The following is a 14,994-nucleotide window of genomic DNA, read 5'->3' as shown; positions in this document are numbered from 1 at the left end:
TAACAAAAAGCTATTTAAATTCTAGCTTACACATAAAATTCACATTAATAAGATACAATATCGTCAAAAATACAATAAGGTTAAAAATGAAAAAACTAGCTTTAGCTTTTTTGATTAGTTTAAATACTCTTAATGCTGGTATAGTCATAGCACCTGATTCTTTGCCGGTAAATATCAAACAATTTATTAAAGATTACTTTAATGCAGAGATTGGTCTAGTAGAACAAGATGGATATTCTTACGAAATTTATTTAAGTGATGGAAGTGAAATTGAGTTTTCACTCAATGGAGAATTTAAAGAAGCTGAAAATTTCAGATCTTTAAATTATGCTATTTTGCCTTTAGCAATACAAAATACCATTAAAAATACCTATCCAAATGCAGCGATTATTGAAATAGAAAGAAAAATTTCATATTACAAAATAGAACTTAATAATCAAATGAAACTTTATATTGATGATAATGGGACTATTTTAAGACAAAAATTTGACGATTAAAATTGTTTAAGATCAAATAAGCAAGTTTTAAATTTTCTTCTAAAAAGGCTTTAACCCTTATCAAAACTTATAAAAATTTCAATTGCTCCGGCAGAATAAGGAGCTTTATCATAGGCTCCGTATTGATTTTCTCACCTTAAATATTGATTTTACTTTGTTTGGACAAAATCATAATTAGTACTACTCTTTGTCAAACTAGATAAACAAATATCAAATTTTTCCTAAAATATTTAGTATAAATGTATTTTCATTATAGGTATATAACTCACACATAAGCTAAAATTTTTTAAATATTTACTCCTCTTGCACTCTTACTATCAGGCTTTTTGGTAGCTTAAAATATTCAATCCATTCTTGTTCTTTTTGTCTCATTTGTCCTTGATCTACCTCATGATCATATCCTTGTAAATGAAGCATAGCATGTATAAAAAGTAATGCCATCTCTTCTTCATTACTGTGTTTATACTCCATTGCTTTTTTACTTACTTCATCTAAATTTATCACAATACTGCCAAGTAAATTTTCACAATTTTGTATCAAAGGAAAAGATAACACATCTGTAGTTTTATCTATACCTCTTTGACTAAAATTAATCTCACGCATAACTCTTTCATCTACCAAAACAAGCTCTATATTTTGATCGCTCATTTTCTGTGCTATTTTTTCAAGAAAAGAAATATCCATTTCTTCTTCACAAAAAATCATTATTATCCTTTTGATTTTATAATTTCAAAATTATATCAAAATTAAGGAAAAGCATGAAAAAAGCTCTTTGTATTATAAGTGGTGGTATGGATAGTACTTTATGTGCATATTTAGCTAAAAAAGAAGGATATGAGATCATTGCTTTACATTTTGACTATAACCAACGCACCATGCTTAAAGAAAGGGAATGTTTTAATAAAATTTGTGAAAAACTTAACATAAAAACAAAATATATTTTAGATGTGTCATTTATAGCAAATATTGGAGGAAACTCATTAACAGATTTAAATTTAGAAATTCCCAAAGAAAAACTACATGAAAAAGAAGTCCCAAACACCTATGTTCCTTTTAGAAATGGTATTTTTTTATCTATCGCAGGTGCTATAGCTGAAAAGGAAAATTGTGAAAGTATTTTTATAGGAGTGGTACAAGAAGATAGCAGTGGTTATCCTGATTGCAGTGCGAAATTTATACAAAAAGCCAATGAATTTATCAATGAAGGAACAACAAAAACTTGCAAAGTACAAATAAAAACCCCATTAGTTCATCTAAGTAAAGGACAAATAGTTGAATTAGCCCTAAAAGAAAAGGTAGCCTTAGAATACACTTGGTCTTGCTATGAAAGAGAAGATAAAGCTTGTGGTAAATGTGATAGTTGTTTATTAAGACTAAAAGGCTTTAAAGAGGCTAATGTAAAAGATTTTATAGAATATGTTTAAAAATTTACTTTCATTTTATTTTAGTTTGTATAATTTGCTTTTTTAAACATTAAGGAGAAAACATGAAAAAAATATTATTTGGTTCATTTTTAGCTGCTTCGATTTTGGCAAGTAGTGCTTTGAGTAAAGAATTTAGCTTAGATAAAGCACACACAAATGTAGCTTTTAAAATCAAACATTTACAAATTAGCAATGTAAATGGAAATTTTAAAGATTATGATGCAGTAATTGATTTTGATAGTGCTAAATTTGAATTTAACAAACTTCAAGCAAATATAAAAGTTGCTTCTATAAACACAGAAAATAAAGCAAGAGATGCACATTTACAACAAGATGATTTTTTTAAAGCAAAAACTCATCCAAACATTACTTTTACTATGAGTAAATATGAAAAAATCTCTAATGAAAAAGGTAAAATGTATGGCTCATTAAGCATTGCTGGAATAAGCAAAGATGTTGTTTTAGATACTGAAATTGGCGGTGTTATTAAAACAGATAGTGGTAAAGAAAAAGCAGGTTTTACTCTACAAGGACAAATTAAAAGAAGTGATTTCAAATTTGCTCCTGATACTTCTAGCTTAACACTTAGCGATGAAGTACAAATTAGCATCGAAGCAGAAATCAACGAAAAATAATATTATAAAAGCATTTTACTTTTTGTAAAATGCTTTGATTTTTATTTAGCTACCCAACCTTCTTTTTTCCAAATTTTTTGAGCTTCTTTACTTTGTGTAAATTTGATGAATTCAGCTACTTTTGGATTTTTTAAACCTTTTTGCGTTGGAACTATTTCAGCCGCTCTGTAAATGATTGAATTTTTATCCGCTAAAATAAATTTATTTTCTTTCTCTCCAACTGCTTTAATCCAATGTGTCCAAATGATTAAAGCATCGATATTTTGATTATTTTTCCACTCATCAACCGCTGCTTTTGAATTTTTAGCATATACTTTAATGTTTTTTCTTAATTTTTCTAGGTTTTCAATTTTTCCTGTTTTTAAAGCCATATCCTCATATAAGCCAACCTGCCCTGCTCCATCAACCACCATAACATTAACACCATCTTTTAAAAGATCTTCAAATTTTTTAATTTTTTTTGGATTATTTGCTCTCACAATCATACCCGAGCCTCTAGCATTTAAAACCTGAACATCTTGTATTTTGATTTGTTTTGGCATTGCTTTAACAAAACCATCCATCATAGAAGTATTACCTGAATAAATAATATCAGCATCTGTTTTTGCTTTTTTTATCCATTTAGGTGTTGGTCCTGCATTAATAATAACTTTTTCTCCATGTTTTTCTTCAAATTGCTTAGCAAGCTCTTTCAAAACAGGAGCAGGACCACCTGGACCATAAACTAAAATTTCAGCATTTAATGCAGCTGCAGCAAATAAACTTAAAAATAAAAATTTTTTCATATTTTTTCCTTAAATTAATAAAATAAAATCGTAAATATATCTTTTTAAAGTTGATATTTTTTTAATCAAATAAACTAATTTTTTTCTCTCGTGCTAAAAAATACTCCAAAAACTCTTCTTCGCTTTCTTTGATTAGGCAATATTTAAAATCAAAAAAATTCTTTAATTCACTCAAATTTATATAAGAAAAATCACAAAATAATGAATTTTTTAATGCTATTTTGAAATCTTTAACGCCTTGGAGCTTTTGGCATATAAATTCAAAATCTTTTTCGTTTTCCACAAGTAAAATTACTCTAGAACTTCCACCAAAAGCACAAATTTCATTTTTTGAGTTTAAAAAATATGCCTTAAAAAGATCTAACTTTTTTTCATTAAAATTAAAAGATAGATTTTGCTTTTCAGCAAAATCAATAAATCTAGCAAAAATATCTGCATAAAAAAATGCAAATTTTAAATCTTTAAAATACAAATTTTTACAAAGCAAACTTGTTTGAAATAAAGATTTAGAGCCTAAAATTTCGTATTTACATGCTTTTAAAGTATGAAAATTTGATTTAAGTTTTAAAATAAATTTTTCATCATCAGAGCAAAAGAAAGTTTTTTCTTTTGAATTTTTCAAAAGATCAAAATCTAATAAAATATTTGAGTTTAAGACTTTAAAATTAAATGCCTTTGCAAATTTTAATTCTACATGATTGCAATATATAAATTCATAAGATTTTTCTTCACTTAAAAATCTAAAAAGTCTAAAAATAGTTGCTTCTAAATCATCAACTTGAAGATAAAACACATCTTTATCTTCAAGTTTTAATCTTTCCTCACTTACTATAACATAAGCACCAAGTTTTATAGCAAAGCTTGCTTGTTCATTATTTTTAGCAAAAAAAACACTTGCTTGTTTGACTTTGTTTAAATCTATACTAAAATCATAAACACTAGAAGTTGCTCCATAATTTAAAACTCGAGCATTAATAAGTTCGATAAAGTTAGAAATATTCATCTAGCCTATTAAAGCTCCATTTTCGATAAAGCCTTGCGGGCTTATCAAAACTAATTTTTCATCTTTTTGAGCACTTAAAATCATACCTTGGCTTTCATGACCAAAAATTTTAGCTTTTTTTAGATTTGTAATTACGCAAACTTGCTTGCCTATTAACTCACTAGCTTTATAAAATTTAGCAATACCTGAAAGCACTTGTCTTAGTTCGCCATTTTCAAGTTCAAGTTGAAATTTTAAAAGCTTTTCACTGCCTTCTATATTCTGACAATCTTTTACTAATGCTACTTTGATTTCGATTTTTTTAAAATCATCTATTTTAATTTGAGCTAAATTTGGCTTCTCTTCTAATTTTTCTTCTTTTTTGTTTTCTTGGGTTAATTCAACTTTTGGAAACAAAGCTTCACATGCACTTGATTTTAAATCACATAATTGATTATTTAAAATTAGTTTTTGATAATTTTCGTTTGATATTTCAAAATTTAAAGCCTTTGCAATTTTTAATGCTGTCTTTGGCATAGCAGCTGAAAGTAAAATAGTTGCTTTTGTTAAAATATTAGCACATAAAGCCACTAAAGCATTAGCTTTTTGCGTTTGATTATTTTTAATCAAATTCCAAGGCTCATATTTACTAATACTTAAATTTGCTAAAGATAAAGCCTTGAAAAGTTCCTCTAAATAGCGATTTGGCTGGATATTTTCCAAAGCATTGATTGCATTATCTAAATACTCTTTGCATTCATTTAATTCTTGATTAAAATACAAATTCACATCTTTACACTCAATAATATTTTGAGAATACTTAGCACTCATACCGATAATTCTATTTAATAAATTTCCAAGCTCATTGCTCAATTCTGCATTGATTCTAATGATTAATGCTTTTTGCGAAAAATCCCCATCATTACCAAAAGGAACTTCTCTGAGTAAAAAATATCTAAAAGCTTCTAAACCAAAAGTATCTGCTACTTCTTTAGGCGCTACTACATTGCCTTTAGATTTGCTCATTTTTTCACCATCTTTAGTCCACCAACCATGTGCTGCTATAAATTTAGGTAAAGGAAGTTCTAAACTCATCAAAAACGCAGGCCAATACACTGCATGAAAACGCAAAATATCTTTGCCTACAAAGTGTATATGAGCAGGCCAAAGATCCATATTTTCATCATCAAGTCCATAGCCCAAAGCACTCACATAATTCATCAAAGCATCAAGCCAAACATACACCACATGTTTTTCATCATTTAGTTCTTTTGGAAGCTTTATACCCCATTCAAAACTCGTTCTTGTAATGGAAAGATCTTTTAAGCCACCTTCTACAAAATAAATCAACTCATTAGCCTTATTTTTAGGTAAAATCGGCTCTTTTTCTTTGTACCATTTAAGAATTTGATCTTGATATTTAGAAAGCTTGAAAAAATAACTTTCTTCTTTTAAAAGCTGTGTTTTCTTACCACAATCTGGACAATGACACTCATTTATAAGTTGAGTTTGAGTAAAATAACTCTCACAAGAAACACAATAAAAGCCTTCATAAGTGCCTTTGTAAATATCACCTTTATCATACATTTTTTTAAATGCTTTTTGAACGCTTAATTTGTGATTTTCATCCGTAGTTCTAATGAAATAATCATAAGAAATCTCAAACTCATCCCAAAGTTTTTTAAACTTAGCACTAATTTCATCTGCATATTCTTTAGGAGTAAAATTTCTAACGCTAGCAGCTTGCTCTATTTTTTGACCATGTTCATCTGTGCCTGTTAAAAAGAATGTTTTTTCTCCTTGTAAGCGATAAAATCTAGCCAAAGTATCTGCTATAATCGTAGTGTAAGCATGACCAATATGAGCCACATCATTTACATAATATATCGGGGTAGTAATATAACGCATTTTCAACCTTTATTAAAAATCAAATCCACCTTCTTTACCTTTAGACATACTCTTATAAACTGCTTCTATATACTCTTTTCTTAAAGAGCACTCAAAAATCATAGAGCAAGGTAAACAAGATTTTATTTTTTTTTCGTTTTGACAAGCTTGAAGTTCATTTTTTTTAACTTCTAAAGCCAACTCAAATTCATCTTTAACTTCAGCCATTAAAAACCTTTATAAGCTTGTTTTAGTTTTTCAATTTCATATTTAGAACCCAAAAAGCATGGCGTACTTGCATGAATTTTTTCAAATTCTAAATCAAGTAAAGAATTATTTTCTCCATTGGTAGAAAATCCTCCTGCTTTTTCAAAAATAAAAGCAAAAGGAAACACCTCGAAATATGCTCTTAATTTTCCATTTGGTGCATCGCTTGTTGCAGGATATGAAAACAACCCTCCACCTTTGAGTAAAATTTGGTGCAAATCACTCACCATAGCACCAGAATATCTCAAGCGATAACCCTCATCAAATAAAGCTTTTATAAAGGCTCTATGAGTATTTGACCAATTTTTTTGTGTCCCACCGCTTGCATTTAATTTGCCTTGTTCATTTAATTTTAAATCCTTAACAAAAACAAATTCATCTTTTTCGTTTAATCTATAAAGCTTAGGAGTGTCTATACACACTATAAGCTCTAAACGCACGCCATAAATAGCATAAACTGCTGCTTTTAGATTTTTTGCACTAGCCTTTTGCTCATAAATAGCAAAAATAGAACCTATAGCAAAATTCACATCTACTAAAGAAGAACCATCTAAAGGATCATAAGCAACAACATATTTTTCATTTTCATTGATTAGCAATTGCTCTTGTTTTTCCTCGCTAATTAAGCTTTTTAAACCTTTGCTTTGCTTTAAAATTCTAGTGATAATCTCATCGCTTTTCACATCAAGTTTTAATTGATTATCTCCTGTGGCATTTTGAGAAGTGGTATAATCAAAATCTTTTAAATATCTAAGTTCTTTTGAAATTTCAATCACTGCTTTTTGTATATCGTCAATTAATTCTTGCATATTTTACCTCTATACTTTTTTTGAATTTTTTAATATAAAATCACAAATACTTTCCAAATCATCCAAATAAAGCCAAGTTAAATTTTTATTTTCAATTTTATCATAGCTTGCAATAGCCTTAGAATAAGCAAAATAGCTCTCATCTACTTCTTTACAAAAAACGCTAATTCTTGGCATATCTAAGGTTTTTAAGCCCTCTATAAATAAAAAATCAAATTCTCCTAGTTTAGAAATAGCTTCATCTAAAGTACTTGGAGAATGTGCAAATAAAGTTGTCCTTGTGGGACTTAAAACCATTACATCAGCACCACTTTGAAAAAATTTAAAACTATCTTTTTTTGCTATATCAAAGCTTGCTTTATCTTTTGGATCATGTTTTATAATACATACTTTATAATTTTGCTCCATAAAATACTTAGCAACTTGAGTAATCAAAGTCGTTTTACCTGAATTGGAAGGCCCGCTAAAAGCCATTGCTAATCTTTTCATAACTTCCTTAAATCAAATAAAATAAATGAAATTATATCTTTTTAAAAGTTAAAAGCTTATAATTATAAAAAAATTAGGAACAAAAATATGAAAAAAGTTTATATGATTATTTTTTTAACACTTATTTTTACCGCATGCTCTAATAAAACCCAAGAGCAAAGTGAAATTAATTTAAAAAGCCAAACTCTAATGTATGCACAAAAAATTAATTTTAATTATAAAGATAATAGAGTAGTTGCTTTATTGAGCTATTTAAACCCTGTATTAGATGAAAAAAGTCAAAAAGAAGTTTTTGTACTTAGTTTTTTGCCAAATATCAACATCAAACAAGAGCAAATTTCAATACTCATAGATGGAGAAAAAACTAACATAAAAACCTTAGATCAAAATGATGAATTATTTAAATATATCATTAAGAGTGATTATGCAAGTTATTATAAAATCACTCTTAATGAATTAGTGCAAAAACCTATTTTAAAACTTGATTTGTGTTTTGAGAATCAGTGTTTTGAGCTAAAGTTTCAAAAAATTTCGAAATCGGTGTATTATCGTTCAGAAGATGCAAATAAACAACATAATTAGCTAAAACTTTCTTAGCATATACCCTGCTTTCTGCATAAGGAACAAGCTCCATTGATAAAAATGGCTCATATTTTCCCGCTCTAAACATATCTTCTCTTTTGAGCATTCTAGTGGTAAATCCTATACCTCCATTATAAGCATAAGCCACAAAAACCGGGGAATTAAGTTTAGATTCTAAATAATCTAAATGATGATTTGCAAAAGTATAAGCTGTTTTTGGTTCAAAAAGCATATCTTGATCAAAATTTGGAATTTGCAGTTCTTTATTGCCTATATGATTAGCTAAAAATGGAATAAATTGCATAATACCCAAAGCATAAGAAGTTGAAATGGCTGTTGGTATAAAACGACTTTCTTGTCTAGCTAAAGCTAAAATCATAGCTTTTCTTTGCGTAGAATAATCTTTTAAATATTCAAAATAAGGCATAATAAAATAATGTTTTTTAAAACCTTCAGCCCTTTCTTTAATATAGGCATAAATAGCGATATTTTCCTTGGTATAAAAATCTTTTGCGAGCTTTTCTAGCTCATTAGGAGTGCCTTTTGCAATTTCTTTTGCGAGCTTTTGCCAAGCAAAAGGATCTTTCATATCAAAATCATTTTTTTGTTTTTTTGGCTTTAATTCTTCTATTTTAGGTAAAGGCAAGCCTTTTAACTCTCTTGCATAAAGACTATAAATATTTAAAGAATCACTTTGAGCAAGCTCATCAATGTACTTTTTATCTTGAGTGATCAAATATAGCCAAAAATTTGCATTATCTACTAAAGGTTTGCTTTTAAAAGTATCTTTTGCTACTTGAAAAAATTCCAATGCTTTTTTATCGTCATTTTCTAAAATAGCATTTACACCTAGATAAAAAGCATTATCTTGAAAAGTTAAATTTGCATCTACATTGACTAGAGATTTTCTTATCAATGGACTTTTTTTCTTAATGATAATTTCTTTTACAAAATTTGTAAATTCTTTTTCTTTAGCTAATTCATTTACAAAATCTTTTTCTAAGAAAAAATCTTTTTTATCTTTTAAGAAATTATAGATTTTATAAAAATTAGCACTATCATAATTTAAAACCGCATAACTTAGAGGATCTTTAGCATCAAAAGCTTCTAAAAGTTTTGTTAAATTTGGATTATCCTGTGGGATATTTTTTTTCATCTCATTACGCACTGAAGCATTAAGATCTTGTATAAAAGTTAAACTATTTAATCTTATAAGCTGACAAGTAGCATTAGCATCTAAGATATTTTGCGTATTAAATTTATAACAAGCTTCATATTCTTTATTATACCCCAAAGGCGGAATAATGGCTTCAATGGCATTTTTAATACGCCCTGCATAACGATAAATATGTTCTTTTAAACCTTCAACTTCTTCTTTTTTAAATTCATTTTTTTCTAATAAACGATATAAATAATAATCCTTAGCTAAAGAATTTGGTCTTTGCTCTAATTCTTTATAAGAATACATTGCACTATTTGCAAAAACAACTCCAGCTAAAAGTAACACTACACTTTTTTTCAACACTTATAAACTTCCTAAAATTAAATTTGATAAAAATATTTGGATAAATTTTAATCCTAAAATAATAATCAAAGGTGCTAAATCAATACTCCCTATAGTAGTAGGAATAAACCTTCTTACAAAAGCATAAGCAGGATTAGTTAAACGATATAAAATTTGCACTATAGGATTATATGGATCAGGCCTTACCCAAGAAATCAATGCTGCAATGATTATAATCCATACATAAATTTCAATAACTAAAGAAAAAATTTGCACCAAAGATACAATCAAACTTGTTCCAACTCCCATTTTACTCCTTTATAATTTCTTTAACAAAAGGCTTGATTAGAGTATAAATTTCACTCATTTCAGGTCCGTGAGTAACTCCTGTTAATACCAAACGCAAAGGCATAAAGAAATTTTTACCTTTTAAATTTGTTTTTTCCATCAAAATCTTTTTAAACTCATCATATTCTTGAGGTAGATCTAAATCTTTTAAAACTTCTTTAATCAACTTACATTCTTTTTCAAATTCATTATAATTTTTAACTGCAAAAATTGCTTGTATTTTTTCTCTTATCTCATTTAGCGTGCTAGCTTCTTGAGTATAAAATTTTGCAAGCTCAGCTACATCTTTGCCTAAATTTAATAAAGAATTTAATTTATCATTATCAAGCATTTTTATATGCTCACGGTTAATTTGCATTAAACGCTTAGTATCAAATCTTGCAGGAGATTTTGAAACTTTTTTCAAATCAAACCATTCTATGGCTTCTTCTAAAGTAAAAATCTCTTTTGGAGTTTTATTACCTAGAAGGATTAAATAATTTGCAATAGCACTTGCTAAATATCCATTATCAAGCATCCATTTTACACTAGAATGAGCCTCTCTTTTGCTCATTTTAACACCTTCTTCATTTAAAATGATAGGCAAATGTACATAAGTCATGCTTTTATCATAACCCAAACTTGCTCTAATATGTTCTTGCTTAGGAGTATTTGAAACATGATCTTCGCCCCTTATAATACAAGTAACACCTTCTAGCATATCATCAACCGCACAAGCAAAATTATAAGTTGGGGTTTTATCAGCCCTCATAATCACAAAACTATCAATATCTTCGGGATTAAAACCAATCTCACCTTTAATATAGTCTATAAATTTCATTTGCGATTGAGGTTTTTTAAGACGGATTACGAAAGGTTTTTCACAATTTAATACATCAATATCTGCAAGTTTTTCACAAGTACCATCGTATCTATATGCTTGATTTTTACTTTTAGCTAGTTCTTTTTTATGAGCTAATTCATCCTCGGTACAAAAACAAGCAAAAGCTTTTTTTTCACTTACTAGCTTTAAAGCCATTTGACGATGAAATTTCAAATTCTCACTTTGTACATAATAATGCTGCCAAGTTATACCAAATTCTTTTAAAATAGCTTTTATTTCTTCTTCTTTTCCAGCTATATTTCTAGCATTATCCGTATCTTCAATACGCAAAATAAAATCAGAATTTTCTTGTCTTGCTTTAATATAATTAAATAAAGCTGCTCTTAAATTTCCAATATGCATATCTCCAGTAGGCGATGGTGCAAACCTATACATTATTTATCCTTTTAAAAAACTTTTTTATCATTATACAATTAAATACTTGCTATTTCTTTTAAGTTCACACAAAATTCACTCAATAGCAATATGATTTCATAAATAATTCAACATAAAGGATAAAAAATGAAATTAAAAATAGCTTTAGCAACATTAGTTACTGCAGGTTTTGTTTTTGCACAAGATATGATTGTAGGAGTTAATGCTTTACCAGCAAATTCTAAAAATTTCATACAAAAACATTTTACAGGTTCAAACATTGCTTTAGTTAAACAAGATATTGATAGCTTTGATGTTTATTTAGACAATGGAACTGAGCTTGAGTTTTTTATCAATGGAGATTGGAAAGAAATCGATGCAAAATACAGACCAATTGATACTTCTTTTTTAAGTCCAAATGTTTTAGCAACAATTAAAAAAATGCACCCAAATGCAAGCATAATTAAAGTTGAAAAAGAAATTCAAGGTTATAAATTTAAACTTAATAATATGATGGAAATTTATACTGATGTAAATGGAAATTTCTTAGGACAAAAATTTGATGATTAGAATTTAAGCTAAGCTTTTTTGCTTAGCTTTTATAAGAATTTAGAGCAAGCTCTTGTATATTATAATTAGCAATTCTCTTGTAAGTAAAGCCTTTTTTCTCTAAAAAATCAAGTAAAATTTTCTCCATTTTTTCTAAAGCATTTAAGACTTCTTTTGAAAGTTCAAAACTCAATGGCTCTATACGCTTTGGCACGCAAGCTAAAATTTGAGTTTTAGGTAAATCTCCCATAAGTTCCATGTATTGTAAAGTTTGAAGCATTTCAACCTCATGCGCACTACCACTCCAATTAACTTTTTTTGGCATTGCATCATAAGGAAAGAAAAAAATATCTCCAATCTTAGCATCATCTGCTGCAATACAATCAATCACAATCATTTCATCATATTCGGCTATAATATAGCTAAGTTGTAAAGCCAAAGTTCCACCATCTACAAAACTCACTGAGTCTTTTTCATGATAAAACTTATAATTTTTTTCTAAAAGTTTGCAAAGATGAACGCCTAAGCCCTCATCTGCAAACATAATATTACCAATACCTAAAACTAGAAGTTTCAACGATTTTCTCTTACAAATTTATAACCGCTAAAGATAGCATCTAAAGCACCATCTTTACCTTTAACTGAGTTAAATACAGCCATATAAATATGCACTGGAACAAAAATCAACACAACCCACATTAAAATTCTATGATAGGTTCTAACATCAGCCAATCCACCTAACATTACCTCAATAGGTCTTAAAATATTATATAAAAATCCACCCAAGCCTTCATGATATACATGCATATAAAGGATTAATCCTGTCAAAATAAGCCCAAACATAACAAGATAAAAGAAAAGGTAAGTTACAAATTGCAAAGGATTGTATACACCTTGTAAATGCGGGTGTTTTCCTAGGAAAATGTAAAATTTAATTTGCTCTATCCATAATTTTACATTAAAAATATCTTTTATACTCTTTCTCTCACCATCACTTTTTGAATCAAAAAAGAACAAATATGTTTTAAAAATTACACAAGCTATTAAGATAAAACCAAAAATTTGGTGCACCATGCGGTATTTTGCCTGCATAAATAAAGTCGGTTCAGATGAAATAGAAGGAGCTTGAAATACATAAGAAATATAATACCCAGTCCCCACTAAAATCACGATTGCAACCGCTCTTAACCAATGTGTAAAACGAAGACCGATACTAAATTCGTATTCAGCCTTTCTGTTTGATTTTAAGGAATGTTTAGAATCCATACTAAAGTCCTTTCCTTATAAATTTACATTAACTTTATACTCGCTAAGATTATTACCTTTAGTATCCATTACATGTACTGCACATGCTATACAAGGATCATAAGAGTGAATAGCTCTTATTACTTCTAAAGGCTGTTTAACATCAGCTAGTTTCATACCAATAAGACATTGTTCATAGCTACCACCTACTCCATTTACATCTTTTGGACTTGCATTCCAAGTAGAAGGAACTACTGCTTGCCAATTTTCAATTACACCATTTTTAATCCTACACCAATGGCTCAATGCACCACGAGGTGCACTTCCCATAAATCTACCTTTGTATTCTTTGTTTTTATCAATTACATAAGTAGCACAAGTACTTTCATCTGTTTTTAAATTTTCAATCAAAGAATTAAATGCTTTTAAACCATGATCAGCAATAATTTTAGCTTCAATTGCTCTAGCGCCTGTTCTTCCTAAAGTGCTCATAAGTGCTTGAACTGGTAAATTCGTAGCTTTTAAGAAAGAATCAACCGCTTCTACTACAATTTTATTACCCTTAGCATAATTTACTAAAATATTTGCTAATGGTCCAACTTGCATAGGCGAATTTTCATATCTTGGAGCTTTAATCCAGCTGTATTTGCCTTTAATATCAAATACCTTACTATGAACCATATTGCCTTTATCATCAATGCTTTCACCATCAATTAAGCCTGTATAGTTTGGATTAGTTTTACCATCATAAGGATGTAAAGCTTCATTGTCTGCATACCATGATCTTGTAGCCTCTTCAGTGATTTTAGCTTCATCTACTTCTTCAACCTTACTCAAATCACCATTTCTAATAATACCACCTTCAAACAACCATTCATCACTTGAAATTTGGAATTCTCTCTCAGTATAGAAGTTATTTACCCCTACATCATTTAATACACTTGCTTCTTTAGAGTAAGCTTTAGCTGCCATGATTAAATCCGGATAATAAGCACGATTAATAAAATCAGCTACTTCTTGGAATTTAGTCATATATTCAGCCATTCTTGATGGGTTTAAAAGATCCATAACACAAGTTACACCACCTACTGTTAAACTTTGTGGATGAGGATTTTTAGCACCAAAAATCGCCATAGCTTGAGCTATTGTTCTTTGAATTCTTAAACATTCTAAATAATGCGAAAGTGCAATAAGGTTTTGCTCAGGAGTAAAGCGATAAGTTGCGTGTCCATAATAAGCATTTGCAAATGGTCCAAGATTTCCTTTATCTACAAAGGTTTTTAGTCTTTGCTGAACTTCTAAAAGCTTATCTGCACCTGTTGCATAAGGCATATCAGTATATTTAAATGCTTCATCACTTGCTTTTTTTACATCAGCACTTAAAGCACTTACAACATCAACAAAATCAAGACCATGAAGTTGATAAAAATGTACAGGATGATCATGCATGTATAAAGCTGCATTCATTAAAGTTCTAGTTAAAACTGCATTTAGTGGCGGAGTAATACCTAAAGCATTTTCTACTGCGATAATCCCTGCTCTATAATGTGAAAAAGTACAAACACCACAAATTCTTTGAGTTAAAAAGCCTGCATCTCTTGGATCACGACCTTTTACAATAGTTTCAATCCCTCTCCATAAAGTCGATCCTGAATATGCTTCTTTAATGACATTATTTTCATCAACCACTACTTCAACTCTTAAATGTCCTTCTATTCTAGTAAGTGGATCTATAATAATTCTTTTTGACATTT

The 14,994-nt window shown here is 28.8% G+C and carries 18 protein-coding genes; 5 read left to right on the top strand and 13 right to left on the bottom strand.

Features of this window, described 5'->3' with window-relative positions; genetic code table 11:
• Positions 1-86 precede the first annotated feature (86 nt).
• On the top strand, positions 87-497 hold the full coding sequence (locus L8U37_RS04580) for a PepSY-like domain-containing protein (protein ID WP_133318918.1): 411 nt from the start codon (positions 87-89) through the stop codon (positions 495-497).
• 294 nt (positions 498-791) lie between these two features.
• On the opposite strand, the gene ybeY is transcribed toward L8U37_RS04580, so the two are convergent.
• Positions 792-1,202 (bottom strand): rRNA maturation RNase YbeY, encoded by a 411-nt coding sequence (ybeY, locus tag L8U37_RS04575; RefSeq protein ID WP_220566256.1) that lies wholly within the window; start codon positions 1,200-1,202, stop codon positions 792-794.
• A gap of 53 nt (positions 1,203-1,255) precedes the next feature.
• Between ybeY and queC the strand changes: the two genes are divergently transcribed.
• Complete coding sequence (gene queC, locus L8U37_RS04570) at positions 1,256-1,921, top strand: 7-cyano-7-deazaguanine synthase QueC (RefSeq protein ID WP_263659687.1); 666 nt, start codon at positions 1,256-1,258, stop codon at positions 1,919-1,921.
• A gap of 62 nt (positions 1,922-1,983) precedes the next feature.
• The gene (locus L8U37_RS04565; protein ID WP_263666556.1) at positions 1,984-2,556 is read left to right on the top strand and encodes a YceI family protein; all 573 of its coding nucleotides are present in this window, start codon (positions 1,984-1,986) and stop codon (positions 2,554-2,556) included.
• 41 nt (positions 2,557-2,597) lie between these two features.
• Here the strand turns inward: L8U37_RS04565 and L8U37_RS04560 are convergent, their stop codons facing one another.
• The 6 genes from L8U37_RS04560 to mobB form a co-directional block, all read right to left on the bottom strand.
• Complete coding sequence (locus L8U37_RS04560; RefSeq protein WP_263660322.1) at positions 2,598-3,341, bottom strand: substrate-binding domain-containing protein; 744 nt, start codon at positions 3,339-3,341, stop codon at positions 2,598-2,600.
• A 61-nt stretch (positions 3,342-3,402) separates the two neighbouring features.
• On the bottom strand, positions 3,403-4,344 hold the full coding sequence (locus L8U37_RS04555) for a hypothetical protein (protein WP_263659685.1): 942 nt from the start codon (positions 4,342-4,344) through the stop codon (positions 3,403-3,405).
• Positions 4,345-6,231 carry a methionine--tRNA ligase gene (gene metG, locus L8U37_RS04550; RefSeq protein ID WP_263728704.1) on the bottom strand — a complete coding sequence of 629 codons (1,887 nt, stop codon included), beginning with the start codon at positions 6,229-6,231 and terminating at the stop codon, positions 4,345-4,347.
• A gap of 12 nt (positions 6,232-6,243) precedes the next feature.
• Positions 6,244-6,438, bottom strand: a complete 195-nt coding sequence (locus L8U37_RS04545) for a hypothetical protein (protein WP_133318925.1) — start codon at positions 6,436-6,438, stop codon at positions 6,244-6,246.
• A complete protein-coding gene (locus L8U37_RS04540) occupies positions 6,438-7,286 on the bottom strand; it encodes a class 1 fructose-bisphosphatase (RefSeq protein WP_263728702.1) in 849 nt (282 codons plus the stop codon). Before L8U37_RS04540 ends, L8U37_RS04545 begins: the two co-directional genes overlap by 1 nt.
• A gap of 9 nt (positions 7,287-7,295) precedes the next feature.
• Positions 7,296-7,775, bottom strand: coding sequence for a molybdopterin-guanine dinucleotide biosynthesis protein B (gene mobB / locus L8U37_RS04535; protein WP_263728701.1), 480 nt, complete (start codon positions 7,773-7,775; stop codon positions 7,296-7,298).
• 87 nt (positions 7,776-7,862) lie between these two features.
• On the opposite strand from mobB, the gene L8U37_RS04530 reads away from it, so the two are divergent.
• Positions 7,863-8,357: a hypothetical protein gene (locus tag L8U37_RS04530; protein WP_263661337.1), complete on the top strand. Its 495-nt coding sequence runs from the start codon at positions 7,863-7,865 to the stop codon at positions 8,355-8,357.
• On the opposite strand, the gene L8U37_RS04525 is transcribed toward L8U37_RS04530, so the two are convergent.
• The 3 genes from L8U37_RS04525 to gltX are packed head-to-tail and all read right to left on the bottom strand — an operon-like array spanning position 8,245 to position 11,467.
• On the bottom strand, positions 8,245-9,882 hold the full coding sequence (locus tag L8U37_RS04525) for a lytic transglycosylase domain-containing protein (RefSeq protein ID WP_133318929.1): 1,638 nt from the start codon (positions 9,880-9,882) through the stop codon (positions 8,245-8,247). The two genes, L8U37_RS04530 and L8U37_RS04525, sit on opposite strands and share 113 nt — an antisense overlap.
• Positions 9,883-10,170: a YggT family protein gene (locus tag L8U37_RS04520; RefSeq protein ID WP_012661430.1), complete on the bottom strand. Its 288-nt coding sequence runs from the start codon at positions 10,168-10,170 to the stop codon at positions 9,883-9,885.
• 1 nt (position 10,171) lies between these two features.
• A complete protein-coding gene (gene gltX, locus L8U37_RS04515; RefSeq protein ID WP_263728700.1) occupies positions 10,172-11,467 on the bottom strand; it encodes a glutamate--tRNA ligase in 1,296 nt (431 codons plus the stop codon).
• 126 nt (positions 11,468-11,593) lie between these two features.
• On the opposite strand from gltX, the gene L8U37_RS04510 reads away from it, so the two are divergent.
• On the top strand, positions 11,594-12,016 hold the full coding sequence (locus L8U37_RS04510; protein ID WP_133318931.1) for a PepSY-like domain-containing protein: 423 nt from the start codon (positions 11,594-11,596) through the stop codon (positions 12,014-12,016).
• 22 nt (positions 12,017-12,038) lie between these two features.
• On the opposite strand, the gene L8U37_RS04505 is transcribed toward L8U37_RS04510, so the two are convergent.
• From L8U37_RS04505 to L8U37_RS04495, 3 genes are read right to left on the bottom strand one after another with little or no spacing between them, the layout of a single operon-like run.
• Complete coding sequence (locus L8U37_RS04505) at positions 12,039-12,572, bottom strand: HyaD/HybD family hydrogenase maturation endopeptidase (RefSeq protein ID WP_133318932.1); 534 nt, start codon at positions 12,570-12,572, stop codon at positions 12,039-12,041.
• Positions 12,569-13,261, bottom strand: coding sequence for a Ni/Fe-hydrogenase, b-type cytochrome subunit (cybH, locus tag L8U37_RS04500; protein ID WP_133318933.1), 693 nt, complete (start codon positions 13,259-13,261; stop codon positions 12,569-12,571). The genes L8U37_RS04505 and cybH overlap by 4 nt, the downstream gene beginning before the upstream one ends.
• 15 nt (positions 13,262-13,276) lie before the next feature.
• The gene (locus L8U37_RS04495) at positions 13,277-14,992 is read right to left on the bottom strand and encodes a nickel-dependent hydrogenase large subunit (protein WP_263728699.1); all 1,716 of its coding nucleotides are present in this window, start codon (positions 14,990-14,992) and stop codon (positions 13,277-13,279) included.
• Positions 14,993-14,994 lie beyond the last annotated feature (2 nt).

Source organism: Campylobacter sp. RKI_CA19_01122, assembly GCF_025771325.1.
Lineage (GTDB): Bacteria > Campylobacterota > Campylobacteria > Campylobacterales > Campylobacteraceae > Campylobacter_D > Campylobacter_D lari_D.
This window is presented reverse-complemented; position numbering and strand designations above follow the sequence as displayed.